This window comes from Chloracidobacterium sp. D, from assembly GCF_018304685.1.
In the GTDB taxonomy this organism is placed as follows: domain Bacteria; phylum Acidobacteriota; class Blastocatellia; order Chloracidobacteriales; family Chloracidobacteriaceae; genus Chloracidobacterium; species Chloracidobacterium thermophilum.
The window spans coordinates 953,560-977,897 of sequence record NZ_CP072635.1; the positions used below are offsets into that span (position 1 = coordinate 953,560).

The following is a 24,338-nucleotide window of genomic DNA, read 5'->3' on the forward strand; positions in this document are numbered from 1 at the left end:
TCTGCCGGATGCGTCAATCTCTCTGAAAAGGTGTGTGTCATGGTGCTTCCTGCTGCTGCCACGTATTCGATTGCTTCCATCCTCGACCATCATGCCGTACATCGTCCTGACCGGCTGGCCGTCATTGCCGGGCCAGCCCGTTTGACCTATGCCCAGCTTGCGGCGGCGGCCAATCAGATTGCCAATGGCCTGCGGGCGCGGGGCATCCAGCCCGGCGACCACGTGGCGCTGTCCTGTCCGAACATAGCCTACTTTCCCATGGCTTTTTTCGGCATTCTCAAGGCCGGCGCGGTGGTTGTACCACTCAACGTCCTGCTCAAGCCGCGTGAGATTGCCTATCACCTCAACGACTGTGACGCCAAAGCCCTGCTCTGCTTTGAGGGTCTCCCGGAACTGCCCATGGCGCAGATGGCGCAGGCGGCGCTTCAGGAGGCGCAGCTTTGCCAGACATTCGTGGTGATGCCGGCCAATCCCGAATCTCCACCTGCGCTCCCAGGCGCGATCACGCTGGCAGAGCTGATGGCTGGTCAGCCGCCGACCTGTGAGCGTCCGCCGGTCAGCCCGTTCGATACGGCGCTGATGCTCTACACTTCGGGCACGACCGGACAGCCCAAGGGGGCGGAACTCACGCACTGGCAGCTCATTCTGAACTTCGTTCACCTGCGCGAACTGCTGCTGCCGACCGTGGATGTCCGAATCGAAGCCGACTTCAAGGTGCTTTCCACGGCCCCGCTCTTTCACGCCACAGCCCTCATTGCGCAGTTTGGTGTGGTGATGTATGCCGGCGGCACGTCGGTTCTGCTGCCGCGCTTTGATCCCAAACAAACCATTGAGACCATGATCGCCGAGCGCATCAACTCCTGGGCGGCTGTGCCGACGATGTACTGGGCGCTGCTCAACTACGCCAACGAGCACAACATTGATGTTTCACCCATTGCCGAGACGCTCAAAGTTGCCAACGTCGGGGCGGCTCCGATGCCAGTCGAGCTGATGCGCGCCTTTGGGGAGAAGTTCAAGACCCTTGTGCTGGAAGGCTATGGAATGTCCGAAACCGGCGTGCTTTCCTACAACCAACTCACCAAGCCGGCGAAACCGGGGACGGTCGGGCAACCGCTGATGGGGATTGAAATCCGGGTCCACGACGAAAACGACCAACCCGTGCCGACCGGCACGGTGGGCGAAATCGTCGTGCGCGGCCACTGCGTGATGAAAGGCTACTACAAGCGGCCCGAAGCCACAGCGGAAGCCATGCGCAACGGCTGGTTTCACACTGGCGACCTGGGCTTCATAGATGAAGATGGCTACATCACCATCGTTGACCGCAAGAAAGACCTCATCATCCGTGGCGGCTACAACGTCTATCCCCGCGAAATCGAGGAAGTGATGATGACGCACCCGGCCGTTTCGCTGGTGACGGTCATTGGCGTTCCCGATGAGCGGCTGGGCGAGGAAGTCAAAGCCTATGTTGTCCGCAAGCCGGGCGCCACGATCACAGAAGACGAACTCCGCGACTGGTGCAAAGAACAGATGGCCGCGTATAAATACCCGCGCCTGATTGAGTTTCGCACGGAGTTGCCGATTGGTCCGACGGGCAAGGTGCTCAAACGGGCGCTGCGCGAGGGGCTGGCGCAGGGGTCGGCCGGTGCCTGAAGATGTGAGCGCCTGACGGCGTAGCGCACTGACACGGTTGAGACGGGTGAGAGGACGATGCCTTCCGGCCGAACGCATGATCTGGTGACGTACGTCCTGGCCATACCCACGGCCGTCGGGTTGTTCTTTCTGACGCGCCACGTGGGGCTGACGGTGCTGGGGACAGCGACGATGCTCTTCGGCGGACTGATGTTCGGCCCCGACCTCGACACGCACAGCAAGCAGTACACGCGCTGGGGCATCCTGCGCTGGTTGTGGTATCCCTACAAAAAGCTCTTTCCGCACCGGTCACACTGGACACACGGCCTGTTGTGGAGCACCTGGCTGCGGGTGGGCTACTTCACGCTGGTGATGACCCTGGCGCTGGCCGCTGTGCTCTACGTGCGGGCGGTCTGGATTGACGGACTGCCGGCCGATGGCGATCAAGCCGTACGGACCCTGCAAACAGCCGGGCATCACATGTCGCGTCTGTTCCGCGCCGTGGACGGCAAGGTGTGGCTGGTGGCTTTCATCGGCTTGTGGTGGGGCGCGGCCACACATACGCTGACCGATGTGATCGGGAGCACGCTCAAGAGCATGTTCAAGACGTTTTAGCCTGGGGCACATCCGGTCAGCGTGAGTCTGGCCGGTCAGCGTGAGTCTGGAAGGAGAGCGTGAGCTGGCGGCGGGGGCTGCCGGCCGCCGACGCTATGCTGCGGAAATGGTTGATTGGAATGGTGATGGGGTGGTGCCTGTGTGGTGGCACCCTGTTGGCTCAGTCGCCAATAGCCACGGGCAGGCTGGAAGGGCGCGTCGTGGCGCGTGAAAACAAACAGCCGCTGGCCGGCGCCAAAGTGACCCTGACCCGCTCGGTGACAAAGGAAACCTATACCGGGGAGACCGGCGCCAAAGGGGAGTTTCACTTGGACGGCCTGCCGCCGGGCAACTACGTGGTCGAAGTCGAAGCCGAAGGCCGGTCGGCGGCGCGGTTGAATATCCTGCAGACCGTTGAGGGCGGAAAGACGACGGTCATCAAGCGTCCCTTCGAGCTGGAAGCCGAGCGCACCTATTCGGTGATTCGCGGCGCAGTGTTCAACGAGCACGGTCTGACGATGCCCAACGTGACCGTCGTTGCCGAGCGGGTGTCGGCGGCGGATGCCAGTCTCAAGCCGGGCAAGGTTGGAACCACCACGACCAACGGCGCCGGTGAGTTTGCCTTCCGGTTTCCCGGTGGGGAAGCGGTGTACCGTATCACGGCGACAGCCAGGGGCTACCGCCCACAGACCAAGGAACTGGATGTGCAGAAGCGGGAAGCACGCAACATGGCCTTTCAGCTCGAACCGGAGAAGCGCCGGCCATGACCGATCTCCTGCCTTTTGCTGAAGCCGTCGCCCGCGAGGCCGGGGCGCTGCTGCGCGAGCGGTTTGGCGCGCCCCTCGATGTGCGCCACAAGGGGCGGATTGACCTTGTCACCGAAGTGGATGTGCTGGCCGAGCAGTGCATCCGCCGTCGCATTCAGGCGCGCTTTCCAGACCATGCCATTCTGGCGGAGGAAAGTGGATTGACGGAAACTGCGTCAGCCTTCCGGTGGATTGTGGACCCGTTGGACGGCACGACCAACTATGCCCATGGGTATCCGTTTTTCAGCGTCGCCATTGCCGTTGAGTGGCAGGGGGAAACCATCGTCGGTGTGGTCTATGACCCGCTCCGCGATGAGCTGTTTTCGGCAGCGAAGGGGCAGGGAACCCGGTGCAATGGCCGGCCGCTGCACGTTTCAGACGTAACCAGTCTGGAACAGGCATTGCTTGTCACTGGATTTCCCTATAATGTCAAGGCGTCGCCACAAAAAAACCTGGATCACTTCAGTGCTTTTCTGGACGTTGCGCAGGCTATCCGGCGCGACGGATCGGCAGCACTCGATCTGGCGTATGTGGCGGCCGGGCGTTTCGATGGCTTTTGGGAGCTGAACCTTGCGCCGTGGGATATGGCTGCTGGCAGTCTGCTCGTCACCGAAGCCGGAGGGCAGGTCACGGCTTTCAGCGGGCAGGTGTTTAGTCCCTATGTGCCTGAGATCGTGGCCAGCAATGGGCATCTCCACGCGGCCATGTGCCAGGTGCTCATGAAATCAACCCCACAGTAAGCGAGGGAGGGCGGGCCGGGTGGTCAGCCCGGCTTGGCAAGCGAGGCAAGCAATGTCGGAAAGTTCAGAAGTGCCAACCATCAAAACGGCTCGGCTCGATGTGGAGACCCTGGGGCGGCTCGCATCGTCGGATGACCAGTTTGCCACACTGCTCGTGTTGGAGGGCGCTGCCGTCAAGCAAACCTATATCCTCGACAACCCGACGACAGTTATTGGGCGTTCCCCGCTGGCGACAGTATCGCTTGTCAATGACGCCGTGGCTTCCCGTGAGCATGCCAAAGTGATGCTCGACCTCGAAGCCGCTGGTGAGTCTGACCGGCGGCGCTACTTCCTCATTGATCTGGGCAGCACAAACGGTACGTTTCTCAACGGACGGCGGCTCGCTCCCCAGGAACGCTGCCTGTTGTCGGATGGCGACCGTTTTACGATTGGCTCCCACACCTTTGTCTTTGTGCTTCCGCTGCGCAGCGGATCGAAGTTTCTGACCGGGGACCTGAGCCGGATTTCCGTTTTTGATGTCATCCAGGTGGTGGAAGCCAACCGGTTGACGGCTGCCTTCACCGTACGCGCCACCCATGGGCAAAGCGGCTGGCTCGGCTTCAATGAAGGTCTCATCGTCACCTGCGAGGTGGGTCACTTGCGCGGACTGGAAGCCTTCCGCAAGTTCGTGAGCTTCACCGAGGGATTTTTCGAGGTCGAACGTTCGACCAAGCCCTTTCCGGTTACGATCACGGCCGGAAGTAACACCAGCCTGACGCTCGACATTCTGCGTGAACTCGACGAAGCCAACGCCGGGCTGTCCGGAAACACTGAATCTTCCTGAGTCCGTGCGCGCTCTCTGGTTGGTATTGCCGCTTTCGCGCATTCACTTTTTGCCACAAAGTTGTAGTCAGCCCACCGGGGAGTGAAGGGTGATCCGGCGGTTTCCGTCCTGCAGTTCATCGAGATAAACCCGCCACGTCCGGTCCTCGCTGGCAGCAAGCGTGGGCAACACCGGGCCGAGCCGTTCCGGCCACTCGATGGCCACGATGCCGGGTTGCCCCAACAGCTCCGCCAGGGCGATGGCCTCGGCCGCACCGGGGCCAGTCGGCAGGCGGTACAGGTCCACGTGCCAGAGCGTGCCGCCCGGAAAGGCATGCGCCTGAACGAGGGCAAAGGTCGGGCTGGTGACTTCCGCCGGGTCGAGACCGAGCGCTGCGGCCAGACCTTTCACAAACTGCGTTTTTCCGCTGCCGAGTTCCCCGCTCAGCAACACCACCCGCCCCGTGGGTTCAGGCCACGCCGCCAGACGCTCGCCCAGGCTGTAGCCCACAGCGAACGTCTCATCCGGACTGTGGCTCAGGTAGATTTGTTCGTTCACCGGGCTGACCGCAGAAAGGAGAAACGGGGCAGGTGGTTTTGCCTGCCCCGTCGTTGAGGGTTGTGAGGTTCAGGGCCTCCCGTTATTCGGGGCGTTGGGCGCCTTCCGGCACGACCGTCACCACGACCCGGCGGTTGTTGCCACCCGGGGCCTCGGCGGCCCGCTGGTCATCGAAGATGCGCAGCTCAATGCGGTTCGGGTCAACGCCCTTGCCCACCAGGTAGGCCCGGACATTGTCGGCCCGCTTCCGCGCCGTGCCGCGCTTCTCGCCCTTGTCGGAATGGCCGTCCACGATGACCTGCGCCGTCGGGTCGCTCTGGAGGCGGGTCACGATCTGGTCGAGCAGCGCCTTGCACTGGTTGTCCACCCGCACCACGTTGCGGCGGAACGGCGGGTTGGCCAGGGTGCCATCGCAGGCAATGGTGTACGCCTGTGGCGGCGGCGGCAGCGACAGGATTTCAATTGCCGTCGAAGCCTCGCCCGTGCACTTGCCATCGTCCACCGTCACAGTCACGACGACGCGCCCGGCCGAAAGCCCGGTCGTGTCGAGTGTGACATTGGCGCCACTACCTTGGATGCGCCCGGCCGAGGTCGTCCAGCGGTAGGTCAGCGGATCGTCATCGGCGTCACGTCCCACGGCCGAGAGGCTGATGAGGGCGTCGGAGCCTCCCTCGACGACCTGCGTGGGGGAGGCCGTCACCGTCACCGTCGGGCAGGTGTTCTTCTCGATGGTGAGTTCAAGCGAGGCTGTCGCTGTAGCACAGCACAGGTCCGAAACCGTGACCGTCACCGTGGTTGTGCCGGCGCGGTCCGTGGGCGGAACATAGGTCACATTCGGCCCGGTGCCTTCAATCCGTCCGACGCTGGCCGTCCAGTTGTAAGTCAAGCTCGTGTCATACGGATCGGGGTCACTGGCCACGGCCGTCAGGCGCGCCCGTTCGGTGGTCTTGAGGCGCGTCCGGTCAGAGGACAGTGTAACCGTTGGCGGCCGGTTGTTGGCGCAAGGGTCGGGTGCTTCGACCGTCTGCACCCGCCGCCGGTAGCCAATGACCGCGTTCACGACGAAACCATTGACATCACCCCGGTTTGAGCCGCGTTCCGAGTTGGCATTGTTCAGCAGCCGCCGGTAGCCGCCGCCGAAGCTGAAGTGAACCGACTTGTCATTGCCGGTTGGCGTGAAGCGGGCGCCAACGGTCAGGTCGAGTGGATTGACCGGGTTGAGATTCGGCGTGCCACTCCCGTAGTAGATGTTGGAGGTGATTTCACCGATGGCCTGGAAGTATTTGTTGACGGCCACATCCACCGCGCCGGAGGCGATGAAGATGTTGCGCCGGTCAAGGTAGCGGATGTTGTTGGCCGAAGGATCGCCGGTTTTGACGGCGCCGAGGTTGCCGGTAAAGGTGAAACGCCCGGCACGCACGGCCGGGACGAGGATCACACCGTAGTCCACCGCGCCCGGTCCGCTGCCACGCACCACGCCGTTGCCCGCACCACGAAAGATGCCGTTGGCAAAAGAGGTCGGGATGTTCACGAAGCCGACAATCGCCAACCCAAGTGGATTTTCTGGATTGGTGAAACGAAACTTGGCGCCGAGTGTTGTGTTACCGCTGGTGTATTCACTGCTGGCCAGGAAGGGAAAGTCGTTCAGATAGCCAGGCAGATTGCCTACCAGGCGGGCATTGATGCCGATACCGACAATGCGCGTTCCGCTTTGCACCAGCCCCGGCAGCACCCCGCCAACGGCGGCGCCGGCGTTGGAGATGTTGGTTGTGCTTGGCCCGATGAGACCGACAAAAGGCGCGCCGGCCGAGGAGCCGGGTCCCAGGGGCACCGGCCCGGCCAGCGTTCCTGGAAAACGTACGTTTGGCAGGAGAAAGCCGCTGATCTCACGGCGCTGGTCAGCGACAAGCTGCTGCCGAAAAACCGAAGCGGCAAAGAATTCCAACCGATCCGTGAGCCCGACAGCGCCGCTCACAATTTGTTGACTGATGTCCACGTTGCCCGGTTCACGGTCGAAGTTGTTGTAGTAGGCCGCGATATTAAACTCGCCCCGCTTCAGCGTTGAGGCGTCATAGACCGTAAACAGACCGGTGCCGCCGGTGACGGTCGGATTGAGCGGGCGGTCCTGCTCGCGCGCCGATTGCGCCATGACCGTCGCACTGCCCAAAAACATGCAGGCGAACAGCGCAAGCCAAGTACGGTGTTTCATTCTTTATCCCCTCCTGGTCACATGACCAGTTGATGTTGTTCCAACCTTGTCACGTCCGCACGATACAAAAAAAGCAAAAGACCTTCATCGTTTTTCAGACCCATCAGCCGGTGGGCTGCCTCGTGCAACGCTTTTGGTGACAAAACTTGGGCAAAGCTAACACAGCCAACTCCCGGAAACCAAGTTTTATCGCTTCCGGGTCTCAGGCACTTCCAGGCAGAACCGCCTTGGAGTCGCTTTCCAGCAAAAGCTCCCGGAGCCGTCGGGTATCAGGCGTAGATGCCCCGCATCTTGGTTTCGTAGGCTACACGGTCAATGGCCAGCATGTACGCCGCCGTGCGCATGTTCACCTTGTGCTTTTCGGCGTAGCTCAGCACGTCATTGAAGCTGGACACCATCGTGTCCTGCAGGCGCTCGTTGACAAAATCTTCCTTCCAGAAGAAGCCCATGCGGTTTTGGACCCACTCGAAGTAGGAAACCGTCACGCCGCCGGCGTTGGCGAGGATGTCCGGGATGACGAAGACGCCCTTTCTTTCAAGCACCTCGTCGGCGGCTGCCGTCGTCGGCCCGTTGGCCCCTTCGCACAGGATGCGGCACTTGATCCGTTCGACATTCTGGGTCGTGATCTGGTTTTCCGTCGCCGCCGGCAGGAGTACTTCGCAGTCGAGTTCGAGCAACTCCGCATTGGTGATGAGTTCGCCGCCCTCAAAACCCTCGAAGGTCTTGTGTTTGTGCAGGTGAGCAAGCGCCGCCGGAATGTCCAGCCCGTTCGGGTTGTAGAGTCCGTGGCGAATTTCCGAGATGCCGATGACCTTGAACCCGGCCTCGTGCAGCAGGGTGGCGCCGATGCCGCCGACATTGCCTGCACCCTGGACGACGATCCGGGTTTCCTCCGGCTTGAGGTCGAATTTCTTGCAGGCTTCCTGGATGACGAACAGCAGTCCCCGTCCGGTGGCTTCCCGCCGGCCCCGCGAGCCGCCGAGTTCAACGGGCTTGCCGGTGACGACGGCATTGACGGTGTGGCGGGCATGCATCGAGTAGGTGTCCATCACCCACGCCATGACCTGCTCGTTGGTGTTCATGTCCGGCGCCGGAACGTCCCGTTCGGGTCCAATGATGTCAAGAATTTCAGCCGTGTAGCGCCGGGTAAGGCGTTCGAGTTCCGTCATGGACATCTTGTGCGGGTCACACACAATGCCCCCCTTGCCGCCGCCGTAGGGAATGTTGACCACAGCGCACTTCCAGGTCATCCAGGCTGCCAAGGCGCGGACCTCATCCAGCGTCACGTCGGGCGCATAGCGGATGCCGCCTTTGGCTGGCCCACGGGCAAAGTTGTGTTGGACGCGATAGCCCACAAAGACTTCATAGTGACCGTCATCCATCATGGTCGGGATGTACACGGTCATTTCGCGTGTGGGGCAGCGCAGGATGCGATAGATGTTCGGGTCAAGGTCGAGCAGTTTTGCCGCATTGTCGAAGCGCGACATCATGGACTCGAACGGGTTGTCTTCCTTGAAATTACGGGCGTCATCAACAAAAGCGTTTGGCATGGGACGTTCCTCACGAAATGATGGCGGTCAGAGTGTCCTCGAAAGTGCGGACGGCGATTCGGTATGACGTTCGGTATGACAGGCCGCGGCATGGCTGGCCGCAGCAGGGTTGAGCGAGCCGCTGCGAAAGCCTTCAAGGTCGAGGGTGATGAAGCGAAAGCCAAGGGGTTTGAGTGCCGCCACCAGCCGGGCGGCCATAGCCGGATCAAGGGCGCGGGGCAACTCGGCAGGAGCTACTTCAATCCGGGCCACCTCTGCGTGGTGCCGAAGGCGTACCTCACGGAACCCCAGCGCCCGCAGCGCTTGCTCGCCGCGCTCAACGGCTGTGAGTTTGCCAATGGTCACCGGCTGCCCGTGCGGAATCCGCGATGCCAGGCAGGGCGAAGCCGGCTTGTCAGCCATGGGCAATGCCCAGTGCCGCGCGCGCTCCCGGATGTCCGCCTTGGTGAACTCAAACTGTGCCAGCGGGCTGCTGACGGACTGTTCGGCTGCTGCGCGCCGTCCGGGACGGAAGTCGCTGGCATCATCGGCGTTGGTGCCGTCGCAGACGACACCCATGCCTTCCTGCCGGGCCAGAGACCAGAGTTGGCCAAAGAGTTCCTGCTTGCAGAAGTAGCAGCGTTCAACCGGGTTGGCACGATAGGCCGGATGGTCGAGTTCACGGGTTTCCACAAACACATGACGCATTCCATAGCGCGTCACAAATTGCGTTATGGCTTCCCGCTCCGCACGGGCCAGACTGGGGCTGTCACCAGTGACCATAAGGGCTTGCGTGCCCAATTCCTGATGGGCCACAAAGGCCAGATAGCCACTGTCCACACCACCCGAAAGCGCCACAATCAGGCGTTGCGCCTGGCGCAACCACGCCCGGAGAGCCTGTTCTTTATCGGCAGCAGTGTGGCTGGGTAAGGAGGGGGAGGAAGCGGCGTCCACGGAAGCATAGCTCCGTTGGTCGAAAGATGCGCGAAGCGTGCGAAATCATACGCCCGCCATCCGCGCGAGTTCAAGCCCTTGCCAGCGAGGCGGCCGCGGCGGTTTGACCGCCTCACAGCCACCGGGACAGCACATCCACCAGCCGGGCAGCGCCCACCCGGACGTCGCCCCGCGCCACAGAGGCGCGGGTATGCCGACGCATGGCCTCGACAGCCTGCGGGTGATCGAGACAAAAGGCCAGCGCCCGGTGGATGTCTTTCGGGTGCGGCTCAACGAACAGGCCGTTGACGCCAGCCTCGACATAATAACGCGCTGCTTCGACGCCGCGCGTGGTGATGACCGGCATCCCCGCGCCCAACGCTTCCGGGATCACCAGTCCCCAACCGGCATGAAAACTCGGCAGTACCAGCACGTCCGAAGCGGCAAACGGCCGCAGACGGTCGTTCCAGGTCGCAAACTCCCGGTCGAAGCTCACCGCCTGCGCCAGCGCCGGGCAACGCGCCATGGCCTGCCGAATCCAGCGTTCTTCGTCTCCAGTGCCTGAAACACACCAGTGAAAGCGGCCGGGATGCGTCTGCGCCAGCTTTTCAAAGGCCGCCGCCAGACCACGGATGCCATGCTGCGCTGCCAGCCGGCCGGAAAAGAGAAAGTGGAGAGTGTCCCGCGCCGGCCGGTCGGGAATGGCGAGCACCGGGCGTAAATCCTGATAGTACGGGAAAAACACGGCTGCTTCGGGGTCGCGCAACAGACGCCGGTAAAACTGTACGGCGCGGTCGCCAACAGCCAGAACAAAGGTCGGAGGCATCCGCCGCCAGAGTTGGGCGTAGTAGGCCCGGCGCGCCAGATGCTTGAGCCGGCCATCGCGCATGGGCTGTTCGGCAAAGACGCCAAAAACCGCACCGGTACGCCGGCAGTGGGCAAAGGTGGCTTCGTACGCCGGCCCCCGCCCGTAACCACAAATCACAACTTGCGGACGGTAGCGGTCAAACCACTCCCGCAGGAAGTCCCGCACCGGCACGTCGGCCGGGCGGCGATGCGTATCCGGGCGCTCGGCCGCTGTGTTCCAGTGCGCCCCGTGGTTGGCAAACTGGGAGGTTTCGAGATAGGCGGCGTGGAACGTCACCTGTCCCAGGTCATTGACGGCCGCCGTCAGCTCGGTCATAAACGGCGACACATAGCTGGTGACAAAAAGAACAACCGGCGGCGGGCGCATCATTCCGTGACCGTCTGAAAGCCGGCCAGGGTGGCGGCAATTTCAGCATCGAGCACCGCTTCTTCGGGCGGCGACCATCCCAGCCGGCGCAGGGTGGTGGTGTCCACATGAAACGGAACCCGGAAGGCATCCGTCCGGTTGCCCGTCGTCAGCACCACCTTCCAGTGGTACTGCCGGGCGGCAACCTGTTGGATGCGTTCGGCCAGCGCCCGCAGTGTCATCGCACGGCCGGCAGCCAGGTGACACTGCCGGGGCCAGGAAGGGGCATCGAGCAGGCAGTGAATGGCAGCCAGCGCCGCCGGGATCGGCAAGAAGTCCCGGTAGGCCAAACCGTCGGTCAGCAGCGTCAGGGCGCGTTGGGTGACAGCCTGCCGACAGAGATCAAGAAAGATGAGTCGTTGCTGCGGACCCAAGTCAGCGTGCGCCGGCCGCCCCACAAGGTTCGTCGGTCGCACAACCAGGACGGAGGGCAGGGCTGCCTCGGCCAGACGGGCCTCGCAGGCGGCATGGATATGTCCGTAGGGGTGCGTCGGCGTTGGCGGGTCGTCCTCCCCGTACCAGGTGCGCGGCGTTTCAGGCGACGGCGCGCCATAGACGTGGAAGGTCGAAAAATGTATCAGCCGACGCGCGCGCCCGGTGGTGACGAGGTGTAGCGCCTGCTCCACGGTGGCCAACGCCTGCTGCCGGGCGGCTTCCGGCTGTGCGGCAGCTTCGGCCGCGCCCGGTGTCGCCAGATTGAACACGGCGGCGTATTCCGTTTCCGCCGGCAGCCGGGACGTTTCGGCGGCGTCATAGCACTGCCAGGTGATGCGTCCGGCATGGCGCGCCAGCCACCGGTCACGCGCGGGGGAGCGGCGGCGGCCGGTGATGACAACCCGCCCGTGTTGGGCAAGGTCTTCCGCCAGCCGCGCGCCAAAGTAGCCGGCTCCGCCAATGAGGAGATACACCGGTTCAGCCATGCCTGGACATGTGCCGGAACTCATCCGTGGCGGATGTCCCAGCGGTAGGGAATGCGGTCGGTGAACGGGTCCATCCGTTCGATTTCCTCCGGGTCATGGGGCAGGGTGGCACAGTTGGCCACGATGGCTGTTTCCGTGCCAATGCCTTTGAAGCCGTTCCAAATCCGGGGCGGGATGGTCACGAGCGCATAGTTGCCGTCCCCGATGAACAGCTCCATGAGTTCACCACGGGTCGGCGAGTGCTCCCGGTCGTCGTAGAGCACGAGCTTGATGCGCCCGACGATGACGGCGTAGTTGAGCGTCATTGCCTTGTGGATGTGCCAGGCCTTGATGGCTCCCGGATAGACACAGGAAAAGTAAATCTCGCCGAACCGCTCGAAGTGCGGCGCATCAGCCCGCAGCATGTGCATGATTTTGCCGCGTTCATCGGGAATCTGCCGCAGGGGGCGCACGGCCACGCCGTCAATCATGGTTCAAAGTCAAGCTCCCGTCAGATTTCGGTCTTTCCAGAGGCGGTCCTGCTCATCGAGGAAGGCACGATACCACGCAATGGTGGCGCGCAGGCCGTCCTCCAGCGGACGCCGGGGCGTCCAGTGGAGACGCTCCCGCGCCTTGGAGGCATCCAGGTACTGCGAGTGAATTTCGCCCACGGCCGTATTGCGGATGTCGAGCAGAATATGCCGGCAGTCCATCAGGTCCTGAATCCGCTCTACAAGTTCCAGCACCGTCAGAGGCCGTTCGGGACTGAAGTTGAACCCTTCCCCTGCAACGCCGGGCCGGTCAAGGTAAACGGCCAGCCGCAGGTAAGCGTCAACCACGTCCTCGACATAGAGGTAGTCACGGACGTACGTGCCGTCACTGCGGATGACAGGGCGTTCACCCCGCCAGAAGGCGCGGATTGTGCCTGGTACGATGCGGCTCCAGTTCAGGTCGCCACCGCCGTAGATGTTGCCGCACCGGGCAATGGCTACCGGCAGTCCGTAAGTGTGGTGGTAGGCCGCCGCGATGAGGTCAGCACAGCTTTTGGCCACTTCGTAGGGATGCTGGCCGCGCAGCGGCATGGTCTCGACATAAGGCAAGGTTTCAGCCGTGCCGTAGGCCTTGTCGCTTGAAGCCACCACGATGCGCTGAACGAAGGGCTGCGCCCGCCGGCAGGCTTCGAGCAGGTGATATGTGCCACGGACATTCGACTCAAAGTTCTCCAGCGGATTGCGGTGCGCCGCGCCAACGATGGTCTGTGCTGCCAGATGAAATACGGTGTCGGGTTCGTGGTCGTGGAGGGCGCGTTCGAGCGTTGCAAAGTCTTCCAGCCGGCCGTTGACGACGGCGACGCGCCGGAGGTCGCCGGAGCGCAGCAGTTCGGATTGCGGATCGGCATCCCGGATGAGGGCAATGACCTGCGCGCCTTGGGCGAGCAACGCCTTGACCAGCCACGACCCGACCAGACCTGTGGCCCCGGTAACAAACACCCGCCGGTCGCGCCAGAAGTTCACCAGATTTTCCACGGGGCTTGGCCACTCCTCCACAGGTCGTTCAGAAGTTGAAACTCGCGCGGTGTGTCCATGGGTTGCCAGAAGCCATCGTGCCGGAAGGCCATGAGTTCGCCATCCCGCGCCAGGGCTTCGAGAGGTTCCTTTTCGAGCATGAGGTCATCGCGGTCGGGAAAATACCGCTCCAGGACATCCCGGTGAAAGACAAAAAAACCGCCGTTGATGTAGCCACCGCTCACCTGGGGCTTTTCGTTGAAAACCCGCACGTGGCGGTGGTCATCCAGCACAAGTTCGCCGAAACGTCCCGGCGGGCGGACGGCCGTGACCGTTGCCAGCCGCCCGTGCTGCCGGTGGAAGGCGAGCAGGGCGGTGATGTCCACGTTGCCGACGCCATCCCCGTAGGTCAGGCAGAACAGCTCGTCCGTTTCCAGATAGCGGCGCGCCCGGCGGACCCGCCCGCCGGTCAGGGTGTCCTCCCCGGTGTTGAGCAGTGTCACCTGCCACGGCTCGGCCGGCGGCCCGTGAAAGGTGAGGCGGCGGTCGCCGGTTGCGGACAGATCCACCGTCACGTCACATTCGTAGGCAGCGAAGTTGAGAAAATACTCCCGGATGACCGTCCCCTTGTAGCCCAGCAGCAGGACAAACTCGGTCAGCCCGTGCGAGGCGTAAAGTTTCATGACATGCCACAGAATCGGATGCTCGCCAATCGGCACCATGGGCTTCGGGATGGTTTCGCTCACCTCCCGCAGGCGTGTCCCTCGTCCGCCACAGAGAATGGCAACTTTCATGACAGAGCGTTCCTTGGCTTAGTACGGGGCGTCGCCGGGTGTGGTCAGTGCCGGGTCAGCCGCCCACAGCTTTGCTGATGGTAATGCCATAGGTTTTGCACTTGGCATAGAGGCTGGGACGGCTGATGCCAAGTTCCTGCGCCGTCCGGGTGACATTGCCGCCGTGGCGTTTGAGGCTTTCGGTGATCAGGTGGCGTTCGAGCAGCGCGACGGCGTCGGCGAGTTTTGGCGGGATGTGCCCTTCCGGGAAAATGGTTTCCAGTCCGGCTTCGGTCGGCGGGCTGGCGGACGGCACGGTAAAGTTAAACGACGACGGGGTAAGCAGCTCCCGGTCATCGGCCAGTGCGACGACACGCTCGATTTCATTCTGCAACTGCCGGACGTTGCCCGGCCAGTCATAAAGGGTCAGCGCCGTCAGGGCTGCTTCGGACAGCGTCACTGTCTTTTGGTTGCGCGCTGCGGCTTCCTGAAGGAACGCCTGGGCCAGCACAGGGATGTCAGTCCGCCGTTCGCGCAGCGGCGGCAGGGCGATGTTGAGGACATTGAGCCGGTGAAACAGGTCCTCCCGAAAGTTGCGGGCGGCGACTTCCCGTGCCAGATCGCGGTTGGTGGCGGCAATGACCCGTACATCCACGGCCATCGCCCGGTCAGCGCCGACCGGGTGGACTTCCCGTTCCTGAAGAAAGCGCAGGAGTTTGGGCTGAAGGTGCAGTGGCAGCTCACCAATTTCATCGAGGAAGAGTGTTCCGCCGTCGGCGGCCCGGATGACCCCCAGGGCATCTTTGTCCGCCCCGGTAAAGGCCCCCTTCTTGTGGCCGAAGAGCTGGCTTTCAAGCAGTTCGGACGGAACAGCCGCGCAGTTGAAGGCGACAAAGGGTTTGTGACGCCGCGCCGAGGCACGGTGAATGGCGCGCGCCACGACTTCCTTGCCAGTGCCGGACTCGCCAGTGATGAGCACCGTCACGGAAGCATCCCGGATGCGCAGAATCCTTGCGGCAATCTCGCGCATCGCTGGCGAGACGCCAATGAGTCCCAGTTCAGACAGAGTAGCATCATCCACGCGCACTTCGCTGACTTTCTGGGCGGTGGAGAGTTCCTCCACCACAGCCCGGAGATGACATAGCTCCAGGGCCGTTCCGGCCAGACGCAGCAGGGAATGAACGAGTGGCTCGATGTCCGGTTTGAGCCGTCCCAGATGAACCCACAGGCTGCGCGGACGATGCGGCGAAAGATGGGTTTCGGTCTGCCAGAGACACTCGAAGCGGATGGAGTCGCTGTGGGGCGTGTCCGGGTGCTGGAGGCGTCGTCTCAGAAGGGTGCGCAAATCCTGAACGGTTTCATTTTCCAGCCCACGGGAGGTGATGACCAGGACATCGCCTTCGACATTTTCGGCAAAGACGGCGACGGCGATCTTGTAGCTGTCAATGATGGCGGCGAGTTCACGGGCGACGGATTCGGTCGAAGCCATCGCCGTTGTCAGACGCTCAACCTGGGTGGTGTTGAGACCGGGCAGGTCCTGCAGGGTCACGGGCGTGCGCCGGCTGAGTTCGACCAGCGCCGCTTCCGCCGCCATCAGGTGGGGGGCCGTCCCAAGATGCCGGAAGATGCTGATGGCCGTTTCGAGCCATTCCCGCTGCTGCATGAGAGGAATGTTGTCGCCTACGGCCGTCCCAATGTCGAAGTAACCCAGGGCCACCTGCCAGGCGAAGTTGAGCGATTCGAAGCCGTGGATACTGCGCAGCAGCGCCACGAGTCCGGTTGTTGTATCCCCCTGTGCCAGAGCGAGTTTGCCGCTGATCCGCTCTACGTGGGCTTCAAGCAGCGGATTGGTCGTACGGGCCGCCAACTCGCGGGCAACTTCAAAAAAGCCTTGGGCCCCGGCAAGGTCCCCCTGCGCGAGACGGGTTTCGGCCAGCCGCAGGTTGGCGTAAGCCACCCGGCTGGGTTGGTTCATCTTGATGAACAGGTCGCGCGCCGCCGCAAAGTTGTTTTCGGCGTCGGCGTAGTTTTGCTCCAGCAGGTCGGTTTCACCAAGGGCATCGTGGTATTCGGCCAACAGGCTGCGGCTGCCGGATTGTGACGCCAGCATGTTGGCGTCGGCCAGCGCCAGGCGGGCGTCAGAAAACTTGCCACGCCGGGCCGACAGGCGGCTCATGGTAATAAGTGTTGAACAGCGGATGGAGGGATCGCTTTCGCTAATCAGGTAGTCCGCCTGTTCGAGCAGGTCCTCGGCCTGGTCCCAGTTGCCGGTGGCAAAGTGAATTTCGGCGACATTGCGGTAGCCATTGGCCAGCAGGCGCGGGTCATTTGTGGACATCCAGTGATCAAGCGCCCGCTCGTGGATCATGAGGGCAATCTCAACATTGCCGCACTCAAAGGCGATGACCGCCTGGCTGGCCCGCAGGTGTCCGAGAATGGTCTGTCCGAAGGGCGTGTCGGCCTTGGGGGAGTTGGTCAGCGCCACAATGCCACGCTCCGAAACCTCCTGGGCTTCAGAGGTACGTCCCAGCAGATTGCAGACGTAGGTCAGCGCCCAGCAGGCTTGTGCAAAGGCGCGCAGGTTTTTGGTCCGCCCGAGCACTTCAACGGCCTGCCGCAGGGCGTCGTAGGCCATTTCGTATTCATCCAGCAGCCAGTAAGCGTAGCCGATGACCGCTGCGGCTTCGCCGGCGCATTCGTCATCATTGACCTTTTGGGCAAGTTCCTGCGCCTGCTTGGCGAGGTGAATGGCCTGCGGCGCATCGTTCGTCCAGCGGCAGAGGCTGGCCCGCCGCAGCAGCACCTGGGCTGCAATGTCATCCGGCAGCCCTTCCATGCTGATTTGGGACAATTGCTGCTCCGCCGCACTGTAGTTGCCCAGCACTTCCCACTGTTCAGCAATTTGACAGCGGCGCAGCGAGTCGAGTGGGGGTAGGGAAATCGAAAGCAGGTCTTCGAGTTCCTTGAGGGCAGCCAGCGGGTCGCGTCCCGAAACGTCCCCAATGTTCTGAGTGATGCGCCCTATGGCGGAAAGGTCATCAGCCGGTTGCAGGTCAAAGTAACGCATGGTGCCAGGTTGTGGTCAGGCAAGCCTGATGTGGTGAAACGTGTTCATTCGACAGTCATCTGTCCGGGACATTGACGCATGAAACCCATGAGAGTCTCTGTGAGACAGTTATCGCCGCCGTGGAAATTTTGTTGACACTTTTATCTAAGGCTTTTCTTGCAAAGACTTTGCGGTTTGTCCCGGCGTCGGCGGAGGGCGACATCGAATGAAGGAAGCGTGTGGCGCGGAAGTTGCACCAGGACTCGGTTGAGCCGCAGGCACCGCGACAAACACGGCGGCTGAGTTCGGGTTCGGTTCTGGAGCGTAACACGATGGCGCGATTCTTTCACGGTCTGACACGCACTGTCATCCTGGTTTGCCTCACCTTTCTGTTCTGTGGCACAGCGACGCTCGCCGGCGAAGTGGCCGGTGACCGTGCCCATGCCTCGTCTTCAGCCGGAGCTTCCCGGCAGCCGGCGCTTGGCATGAAAACGATTGCGCCAGCCAGTGTGAAGTCCGGTCGGTTTGTCCGGCGCAAATCCTGCCGGGCTTCCTGCCGGGCGCAGGTGCGCCGGACGGGTAAGGCGGCCAACAACCGGGCTGCGAACAGGATGTGGTCTGGCAAAACCCGCACCGGAAAGCGCGCTCTGGCGGCCCGGACGGCCACCAGTCCGGTCAAGCCGACAGTTGCGGCGAAGACGGCGGCGGCGCAGACGGCCGTCGTCGCCCGCACAACCCGGAAGCCGGCCGCCGTTGACGTTGTTGCGCCGGCGGTTCCGCCGGCTGATGCCACGGCCACCCAGGTTGTGGAAAGCATCGCCTATGAGTTTGCCGGGTACACGGCCACGGCCGACGGGGCCACCGTCAAGCTCTGGTACAGCCATGCCTACACCGTCCGGTCGCCTTACGCCTACTTGGGTCGGATGCCGGTTGGCGGCCGTGAAGTTCACGTCTGGATGGAAACCGCCGGTACGCTGCTGGCCAGTGCCGTCACCGAACCGGCACAGGAACCCCTGCCCGACGTTGCCCGGATGATGGAACGTTTCCCCGACGGTGGCCTGGGGGTGGTGGTGGCCGGCTGGGATGACTTCGCACCGCCGGCGGAGCCGGCCGTGGAAGTCGTGGAGTTCACGGAACCCGGTCGGTAATTCTCTGGATACCCACACGCCTCATTTCCTTTCGTCATGCGGGCAGGATGCCCGCGCTCCCAAGCTCGTGCGGGCGAGACGCCCGCGCGCCCGGTTCTTGCATCGGGGGCGGCTCTCTGGTATTCAGATTATTCTTATTTGCTGATTCCTGTGTGCCGGTAGGATGCCCCTGTGCCGCCCATGCTCGAAGCCGTCCACCTCACCAAAGCCTATGGTGAGCGCATCGTCCTGGATGACCTCAACCTGCAGGTTGCCCCCGGCGAGATTTTCTGCCTGCTGGGTGCCAACGGCGCTGGCAAAACAACCACCATCAACCTGTTCCTGAACTTCATTACGCCGACCAGGGGCGAAGCCCGCATCAACGGCTATGTCGTCGCCGAACATCCCATCGAAACCAAGCAGTGGCTGGCCTACATCCCGGAGCAGGTCATGCTGTATCGAAATTTTACAGGACTTGAAAACCTCGACTACTTCAGTGAGCTGGCCGGAAAACACTACACCAGGCGCGAACTTCTCGACTGGCTGGCCGGTGTTGGTTTGTCTGCCGAGGCTGCCGAGCGGCGCGTAGCCACGTACTCCAAAGGGATGCGCCAGAAGGTCGGCATCGCCATTGCCTTGGCCAAAGAAGCCAAAGCCCTTCTGCTGGACGAACCAACTTCGGGACTGGACCCACAAGCTGCCAATGAGTTTTCACAACTGCTGACCCGGCTGGCCGCCCAGGGCATGGCCGTCCTGATGGCGACCCACGATCTGTTCCGCGCCAGAGAAATCGGTACGCACATCGGCATCATGCGCCAGGGAAAACTGTTGACGACCCTGACCGGCGCAGACATGACACCCCAGGCGCTTGAACAGCTTTATCTCGACTACATGCGGAACTGAACCCCGCCACCGGGGAGAACCGAACAATATGGCTGGATGGTTGACCATTGCCCGGCAGGAGTTCCGAGGCCTGCTCCGCGACCGCCGCTTTCACTGGCTGTGCAGCGCCGTTGGACTCTGCCTTCTGGCCGTCCTCATCGTCGGTTGGCAACAGACGCAGACGGTTCGCGCCCAGCGCACTGCCGCGAACGCTGTCGCCCGCGAGCACTGGGTGACACAGCCGCCGAAGAATCCCCATGCGGCGGCCCACTACGGCGTCTATGCCTTCAAGCCCCAGACGGCGCTGGCGTTCGTTGATATTGGCGTGGATGAGCACGCCGGCGTCGTGGCTTTTCTCGAAGCTCACAAACGCCATGATCTCACCGGCGCTGCCGCCCAGGATGGACGTACCCAACGCCTGCTCGCGCTCACCGCCGCCGGGGTGTTGCAGTACCTGCTCCCGCTGCTCATCATCGTCCTGGCCTTCGACGCCCTTGCCGGCGAACGCGAACACGGCACGCTGCGCTATCTCCTCAGCCTTGGCGTCCGCCCCCGGACGCTGCTCGCGGGCAAGCTGGCCGGCATCGGGGCCGCCCTGGGTGTGGCGTTGCTGCCGGCTGCGGTCAGTAGTTTCCTGCTTCTGTGGTGGCTGGAGGATGCCCCGTGGGATTTCGTCCGCCTGGCCCTGATGGTGGTCAGCTATCTGCTCTACGGTTTCATCTTTCTGGCGCTGACCCTGGCGGTGTCGTCCCGTTGGTCAGCACGGATGACACTGTTGGGTATGTTGACATTCTGGGCGGTGAGTAGTTTTGTCGTGCCGCGGATGGTGACTGACCTGGCGGCCCGCTGGTATCCGACGCCCGCCCGCGCAGCTTTTGATGCCGCCGTCGCACACGACATCAGGCAGGGGATTGATGGTCACAATCCCCAGGAAGAGCGACTCAAAGCCTTCGAGTCCAGGTTGCTGGCCCAGTACAACGCCAAGCGCCTGGAAGACTTGCCCATCAATCCGGCTGGCTTGCTGATGCAGGAAAGCGAAGAGCACAGCAACCAGGTCTATGCCCATCACTATGCCCGCCTGTGGTTAGCGTTCGAGCAGCAGGTGGCGCTGCACAACGCCGCCGCCGCCGTCGCGCCGGTGCTGGCCGTCCGCAGTCTCTCGATGGCCCTGGCCGGAACGGATGTTTTTCACCATCTGGATTTCGCCGACGCTGCCGAGCGATACCGCCAACCGCTTATCAAAGCCCTCAACGAAGACTGGGCCTACAACTCAACGCTGGCGACGGATGAAACCTACGTCGCCGATGCCCGGCTTTGGACGAGTATCAAGCCCTTTACCTACGCCCCGCCGCCGCTCACGTTGGCGCTGCAACGGCAGTGGTTGGCGCTGGCCTGGCTCGGTGGTTGGGTGGGTCTCTCACTGCTGGCACTCTGGCTGGCAGCGCGCGCCCTGGCCGCGACAACCTGAACGGACAACCCTTTTCATGATGCACTCAAAACTCTGGCTGTCTGTCTTCCGGCACGAGTGGCGGCACCTTCTGCGGGAAAAGAGTCTGTGGCTGGCTGGGCTGGTTTTGCCCGGCCTGTGTGTCTTCGGGGCTTACAACGGCCTGCGCTGGACAACCTTCCAGCAAACGGCCAGCGCCGCGTTCCAGAAGTCCGCCGATGAGCGCCTGGCTGCCTACCGTGAAACTGTGGCGGGGCTGGAACAGAAGCAGGCCCCCGACCGTGAGTTTGATCCCCGCCGCCCGTTGATTGCCGGTATGTTCCGGGTCTTTCAACCGGCTGTGCTGCCGCCTGCGCCCTTGGCGACCTTTGCCATTGGCGACCGCGATCTGCGTCCCTACGCCTTTCGCATCACCATGCGCGAGGCAGCCGTACAACCCGACCCGGAAAACCCGCTCCATGCGGCAACCGGGTGGTTTGACATCGCCTTTGTGGTCACCTTCCTGCTGCCGCTCATGGTTTTTGCTTTTGGTTACGATGTGCTGTCGGGCGAACGTGAGCGGGGAACGCTGGCGCTGGTGTTGGCGCAGCCCATCACCCCCTTTGCGTTGCTGGTGACAAAGCTTGCGGCCCGGGGCGTCTGGCTGGTGGGAACCCTGTGGGGGGCAGGCCTGCTGGCCTTTTTGCTGACCGAAGGGCCATCGGGAGCGGCCCTGCTGCGGCTTGTCCTCTGGATGGGGCTGGTCGCGGTGTATGTCTGGCTGTGGCTGGCGGTGGTGGCTGTCGTGGCGGCTGGTGGCTGGGCTTCGGCAACGAACGCCGTGGTGTTGTCAGTGGTGTGGTTGGTGTGGGGCCTTCTCATTCCGGCGGCTGGTGCGGGAGTCGCCAACGGGTTGGCTCCCGGGCCGTCCCCCATCGAACTCGTCAATGCACGGCGTTCGGCTGACCGCGCCTTTGAGGCCAACGAAAAGGAACTGACAGCCCGCTACCTTGCCGCCCAAGGTGCACCGACGGCGCTTCCGCCAGAAGACTTCTCCCTGCAGGCGCTGGCGCGATTGGCTGCCATAGAGTCCGACATGCGTCCGTTGTGGGAATCCGAGGAACAGGCGCGCCGCCGTCGTCACCAATGGCGTTCGCGCCTGGCGTGGCTTTCACCAACAGCCCTGATGCAGTCGCTTCTGGATGGGCTTTCCGGCGTGGATGCCGACCGCTGGCTGGCGTTTTACGACCAGGTGTTGGCTTTCCAGAAGACGTGGCGTGAACGGTTTGCGCGGCGCGTCCTGCCCAACGACCTCATTCGCGCTGAAGAAGTGCCAACCTGGCCGCGCTTCACCCTGCACGAACCGCCTCTTTCGGCATTGTATCCGCACCTGGCCCTGGCTGGTGGTTTGTGGTTGGGTCTGGGGGGCGTCCTGCTTTGGGTGGCAGGCACGCGGGCTGGGAGTGCGGGCATCCTGCCCGCACGATGAGGTTGAAAATCAGGCGCGCGAGACGCGCGCGCTCCCAAGAAACGCTTTACTCAGGAAAGGAGCTTCGGCGTCAATGTCCATATCCCAGCGTTTGCCCGTTACCGTGTTGTCCGGTTTCCTTGGAGCCGGGAAAACCACCCTGCTCAACCACATCCTGCAAAACCGCGAGGGAAAGCGCGTGGCTGTCATCGTCAATGACATGAGCGAGGTCAACATAGACGCACAACTCGTCGCCCAGGGTGGAGCCGCGCTCAACCGGGTCGAGGAAAAGCTCGTCGAAATGTCGAACGGCTGCATCTGCTGTACGCTGCGGGAAGACCTGCTCGTGGAAGTCGGAAAGCTGGCGCGGGAAGGACGGTTTGATTACCTGCTCATCGAGTCCACCGGCATTTCTGAACCCCTGCCCGTGGCAGAAACTTTTACGTTTACCGATGCGTCCGGGAACAGCCTGTCGGACATCGCCCGTCTCGACACCATGGTGACGGTCGTGGATGCCCGGAACTTTCTGCACGACTACCAGGCGGCACAAAGCCTTGCTGAACGCCAGCTTGAAGTTGGCCCGGAAGATGACCGGACCATTGCCGATCTGCTCATCGAACAGGTCGAGTTTGCCGATGTCCTGCTCATCAACAAGGCTGACCTTGTGACCCCGGAGGAACTGGCCCGGTTGCGGGGCATCCTGCGGCGTCTCAACCCGGAAGCCCGTCTGCTGGACTGCCGGTTTGGTGTCGTGCCGCTGACAGAAGTGCTTGGGACAGGACGCTTCAGCTTTGAGCGCGCCAGTCAGTCCGCCGGCTGGCTCAGGGAGTTACGTGGCGAGCATCCGCCGGAAACCGAGACCTACGGCATATCCAGCTTTGTCTATCGGCGGCGGCGTCCGTTTCATCCCGAACGGCTGTGGGCGTTTTTCCACGGCGAAACCGACGGTCAGGAGTGGCACGGGGTGTTACGGTCAAAGGGCTTTTTCTGGCTGGCCACCCGCATGGCTATGGTAGGTGTCTGGAGTCAGGCCGGCGGAGCCTGTCGGATCGAACCCGGCGGTTACTGGTGGGCCACCCAACCGGAGAGCGAATGGGGCGTGGATGATGCCATGCGTGCCGAAATCCGCTCCCTTTTCGAGGGCCTCTTCGGCGACCGACGCCAGGAGTTGGTTTTCATTGGCGACCGGCGGATGAACCGGGAGGCCATTGAAGCCGCCCTCGACGCCTGTCTGCTGACCGACGCCGAAGCCGAACGGGGTCTGGCCGCCTGGGCCAGACTCCCTGATCCGTTTGGCGACTGGGAACTCACGGCTGCCGAGGCCAGCTAGTCGGCGGCCCCGGTCACATTGAGCACACAACCGGACTGGCACACTTCGGACGCCGTTCTTGCTTGTAGGCGTGAGCGGTCTCCGGGGGAGTTGTTCTGCTCCCGGCCGCGCAAGTTCACCGACAAGGAGCATGGCCATGCGTTGCCTCTGGGTTTTCGCGCCGCTTCCCGTTGGGAGAAGGTTTTCCCCGTGGTGGTTTTCAGTTCGTCTCGGTGTGCTGCTCACGGCCCTGTGCTTTCTCAGTCTCCACGCCGATCAACCCGTTGCCGGCGTTACGCCACAGGACGCAGCCGCGCTGAGTGAAGTCGGGCGGGCTGTTCTGAACTGGGATGGCCAGTCTCCGGTGACGCTGGCCGAGCGTGTCCGGCAGCTCGTGCCCGATGGATGTGTGATTGATACCCTGCGCGCACTCAACCTGGCTCAGCAGCGGGGACAACTCGCGGAGGACGTACGGCAGCAGTTTGCCCAAATCGAGGTCAAACAGCGCACTTACCAGGGCAAAGTCCGCCAGGCCATTCTGGAAGGCCGCCAGAGGGCCTTGCGCTCATGGGTTGGGACTCCCCAGGGACGCAGCCTGAGTGCCATTGGCGACTCTGGTTCGTGGCCCGATTCCAACCAGCCGGTCAATGTGGGGAGCGACTTTGATTTCACCATCTTTGGGGCGGATGTGGAGGTCAACAGTCAGGTCCGCGATGCCTGCGGCGCTGCCATTCTGGAGACGCTTGGAGCGCAGGGGTTTCAACTCCGGGATTTTGATGTCGTCATCACGGCCGAGGGAGCGGAAGTCGAATCCCGTGTGTTTGAAACCC

At 62.8% G+C, this 24,338-nt stretch carries 20 protein-coding genes; 10 read left to right on the forward strand and 10 right to left on the reverse strand.

Features of this window, described 5'->3' with window-relative positions; all coding sequences use genetic code 11:
* Positions 1 to 39: 39 nt before the first annotated feature.
* The 5 genes from J8C01_RS15080 to J8C01_RS15100 are packed head-to-tail and all read left to right on the forward strand — an operon-like array spanning position 40 to position 4,592.
* Positions 40 to 1,650, forward strand: coding sequence for a long-chain-fatty-acid--CoA ligase (locus tag J8C01_RS15080; protein ID WP_014101523.1), 1,611 nt, complete (start codon positions 40 to 42; stop codon positions 1,648 to 1,650).
* Positions 1,651 to 1,707: 57 nt separating this feature from the next.
* Positions 1,708 to 2,244: a metal-binding protein gene (locus tag J8C01_RS15085; protein ID WP_014101522.1), complete on the forward strand. Its 537-nt coding sequence runs from the start codon at positions 1,708 to 1,710 to the stop codon at positions 2,242 to 2,244.
* Positions 2,245 to 2,303: 59 nt separating this feature from the next.
* A complete protein-coding gene (locus tag J8C01_RS15090) occupies positions 2,304 to 2,990 on the forward strand; it encodes a carboxypeptidase-like regulatory domain-containing protein (RefSeq protein WP_211432968.1) in 687 nt (228 codons plus the stop codon).
* Positions 2,987 to 3,769 carry an inositol monophosphatase family protein gene (locus tag J8C01_RS15095; protein ID WP_211432969.1) on the forward strand — a complete coding sequence of 261 codons (783 nt, stop codon included), beginning with the start codon at positions 2,987 to 2,989 and terminating at the stop codon, positions 3,767 to 3,769. The genes J8C01_RS15090 and J8C01_RS15095 overlap by 4 nt, the downstream gene beginning before the upstream one ends.
* A 52-nt stretch (positions 3,770 to 3,821) precedes the next feature.
* On the forward strand, positions 3,822 to 4,592 hold the full coding sequence (locus J8C01_RS15100) for an FHA domain-containing protein (RefSeq protein WP_211432970.1): 771 nt from the start codon (positions 3,822 to 3,824) through the stop codon (positions 4,590 to 4,592).
* Positions 4,593 to 4,658: 66 nt separating this feature from the next.
* Here the strand turns inward: J8C01_RS15100 and tsaE are convergent, their stop codons facing one another.
* From tsaE to J8C01_RS15150, 10 genes are all read right to left on the reverse strand, one after another.
* Entirely contained in the window at positions 4,659 to 5,129 is a 471-nt protein-coding gene (tsaE, locus tag J8C01_RS15105; protein WP_211432971.1) for a tRNA (adenosine(37)-N6)-threonylcarbamoyltransferase complex ATPase subunit type 1 TsaE, read from the reverse strand.
* Positions 5,130 to 5,211: 82 nt separating this feature from the next.
* Positions 5,212 to 7,338 carry an OmpA family protein gene (locus J8C01_RS15110; protein WP_211432972.1) on the reverse strand — a complete coding sequence of 709 codons (2,127 nt, stop codon included), beginning with the start codon at positions 7,336 to 7,338 and terminating at the stop codon, positions 5,212 to 5,214.
* A gap of 269 nt (positions 7,339 to 7,607) precedes the next feature.
* On the reverse strand, positions 7,608 to 8,888 hold the full coding sequence (locus J8C01_RS15115; protein WP_211432973.1) for a Glu/Leu/Phe/Val family dehydrogenase: 1,281 nt from the start codon (positions 8,886 to 8,888) through the stop codon (positions 7,608 to 7,610).
* A 27-nt stretch (positions 8,889 to 8,915) separates the two neighbouring features.
* A complete protein-coding gene (larE, locus tag J8C01_RS15120; protein WP_211432974.1) occupies positions 8,916 to 9,821 on the reverse strand; it encodes an ATP-dependent sacrificial sulfur transferase LarE in 906 nt (301 codons plus the stop codon).
* A gap of 112 nt (positions 9,822 to 9,933) precedes the next feature.
* Entirely contained in the window at positions 9,934 to 11,037 is a 1,104-nt protein-coding gene (locus J8C01_RS15125) for a glycosyltransferase family 4 protein (protein WP_211432975.1), read from the reverse strand.
* Positions 11,034 to 11,993, reverse strand: a complete 960-nt coding sequence (locus J8C01_RS15130; protein ID WP_211432976.1) for an NAD-dependent epimerase/dehydratase family protein — start codon at positions 11,991 to 11,993, stop codon at positions 11,034 to 11,036. Before J8C01_RS15130 ends, J8C01_RS15125 begins: the two co-directional genes overlap by 4 nt.
* Positions 11,994 to 12,013: 20 nt before the next feature.
* Entirely contained in the window at positions 12,014 to 12,463 is a 450-nt protein-coding gene (locus J8C01_RS15135) for a dTDP-4-dehydrorhamnose 3,5-epimerase family protein (RefSeq protein WP_014101512.1), read from the reverse strand.
* A 9-nt stretch (positions 12,464 to 12,472) separates the two neighbouring features.
* Positions 12,473 to 13,498 carry a GDP-mannose 4,6-dehydratase gene (locus J8C01_RS15140; RefSeq protein WP_249355514.1) on the reverse strand — a complete coding sequence of 342 codons (1,026 nt, stop codon included), beginning with the start codon at positions 13,496 to 13,498 and terminating at the stop codon, positions 12,473 to 12,475.
* Positions 13,483 to 14,271: a glucose-1-phosphate cytidylyltransferase gene (gene rfbF / locus J8C01_RS15145; protein ID WP_211432977.1), complete on the reverse strand. Its 789-nt coding sequence runs from the start codon at positions 14,269 to 14,271 to the stop codon at positions 13,483 to 13,485. Before rfbF ends, J8C01_RS15140 begins: the two co-directional genes overlap by 16 nt.
* 55 nt (positions 14,272 to 14,326) lie before the next feature.
* Positions 14,327 to 17,317: a sigma 54-interacting transcriptional regulator gene (locus J8C01_RS15150; protein WP_211432978.1), complete on the reverse strand. Its 2,991-nt coding sequence runs from the start codon at positions 17,315 to 17,317 to the stop codon at positions 14,327 to 14,329.
* A 311-nt stretch (positions 17,318 to 17,628) separates the two neighbouring features.
* Between J8C01_RS15150 and J8C01_RS15155 the strand changes: the two genes are divergently transcribed.
* The 5 genes from J8C01_RS15155 (at position 17,629) to zigA (ending at position 23,529) form a co-directional block, all read left to right on the forward strand.
* Positions 17,629 to 18,444: a hypothetical protein gene (locus J8C01_RS15155; protein WP_211432979.1), complete on the forward strand. Its 816-nt coding sequence runs from the start codon at positions 17,629 to 17,631 to the stop codon at positions 18,442 to 18,444.
* A gap of 180 nt (positions 18,445 to 18,624) precedes the next feature.
* A complete protein-coding gene (locus J8C01_RS15160; protein WP_211433302.1) occupies positions 18,625 to 19,326 on the forward strand; it encodes an ABC transporter ATP-binding protein in 702 nt (233 codons plus the stop codon).
* Between the two features lie 28 nt (positions 19,327 to 19,354).
* On the forward strand, positions 19,355 to 20,773 hold the full coding sequence (locus tag J8C01_RS15165) for a DUF3526 domain-containing protein (protein ID WP_211432980.1): 1,419 nt from the start codon (positions 19,355 to 19,357) through the stop codon (positions 20,771 to 20,773).
* 16 nt (positions 20,774 to 20,789) lie between these two features.
* Entirely contained in the window at positions 20,790 to 22,220 is a 1,431-nt protein-coding gene (locus J8C01_RS15170) for an ABC transporter permease subunit (RefSeq protein WP_211432981.1), read from the forward strand.
* 73 nt (positions 22,221 to 22,293) lie between these two features.
* Complete coding sequence (gene zigA / locus J8C01_RS15175; protein ID WP_211432982.1) at positions 22,294 to 23,529, forward strand: zinc metallochaperone GTPase ZigA; 1,236 nt, start codon at positions 22,294 to 22,296, stop codon at positions 23,527 to 23,529.
* Positions 23,530 to 24,338: the final 809 nt, after the last annotated feature.

Excerpts from the sequence above, each read along its gene's own strand:
- J8C01_RS15150 (WP_211432978.1), bottom strand. The coding sequence starts at position 17,317 with ATGCGTTACTTTGACCTGCAACCGGCTGATGACCTTTCCGCCATAGGG.
- J8C01_RS15080 (WP_014101523.1), top strand. The coding sequence starts at position 40 with ATGGTGCTTCCTGCTGCTGCCACGTATTCGATTGCTTCCATCCTCGAC.
- J8C01_RS15165 (WP_211432980.1), top strand. The coding sequence starts at position 19,355 with ATGGCTGGATGGTTGACCATTGCCCGGCAGGAGTTCCGAGGCCTGCTC.
- J8C01_RS15135 (WP_014101512.1), bottom strand. The coding sequence starts at position 12,463 with ATGATTGACGGCGTGGCCGTGCGCCCCCTGCGGCAGATTCCCGATGAA.
- J8C01_RS15125 (WP_211432975.1), bottom strand. The coding sequence starts at position 11,037 with ATGATGCGCCCGCCGCCGGTTGTTCTTTTTGTCACCAGCTATGTGTCG.
- zigA (WP_211432982.1), top strand. The coding sequence starts at position 22,294 with ATGTCCATATCCCAGCGTTTGCCCGTTACCGTGTTGTCCGGTTTCCTT.
- J8C01_RS15130 (WP_211432976.1), bottom strand. The coding sequence starts at position 11,993 with ATGGCTGAACCGGTGTATCTCCTCATTGGCGGAGCCGGCTACTTTGGC.
- J8C01_RS15160 (WP_211433302.1), top strand. The coding sequence starts at position 18,625 with ATGCTCGAAGCCGTCCACCTCACCAAAGCCTATGGTGAGCGCATCGTC.
- rfbF (WP_211432977.1), bottom strand. The coding sequence starts at position 14,271 with ATGAAAGTTGCCATTCTCTGTGGCGGACGAGGGACACGCCTGCGGGAG.
- J8C01_RS15155 (WP_211432979.1), top strand. The coding sequence starts at position 17,629 with ATGGCGCGATTCTTTCACGGTCTGACACGCACTGTCATCCTGGTTTGC.
- J8C01_RS15095 (WP_211432969.1), top strand. The coding sequence starts at position 2,987 with ATGACCGATCTCCTGCCTTTTGCTGAAGCCGTCGCCCGCGAGGCCGGG.
- J8C01_RS15115 (WP_211432973.1), bottom strand. The coding sequence starts at position 8,888 with ATGCCAAACGCTTTTGTTGATGACGCCCGTAATTTCAAGGAAGACAAC.
- J8C01_RS15100 (WP_211432970.1), top strand. The coding sequence starts at position 3,822 with ATGTCGGAAAGTTCAGAAGTGCCAACCATCAAAACGGCTCGGCTCGAT.
- J8C01_RS15110 (WP_211432972.1), bottom strand. The coding sequence starts at position 7,338 with ATGAAACACCGTACTTGGCTTGCGCTGTTCGCCTGCATGTTTTTGGGC.
- J8C01_RS15170 (WP_211432981.1), top strand. The coding sequence starts at position 20,790 with ATGATGCACTCAAAACTCTGGCTGTCTGTCTTCCGGCACGAGTGGCGG.
- J8C01_RS15085 (WP_014101522.1), top strand. The coding sequence starts at position 1,708 with ATGCCTTCCGGCCGAACGCATGATCTGGTGACGTACGTCCTGGCCATA.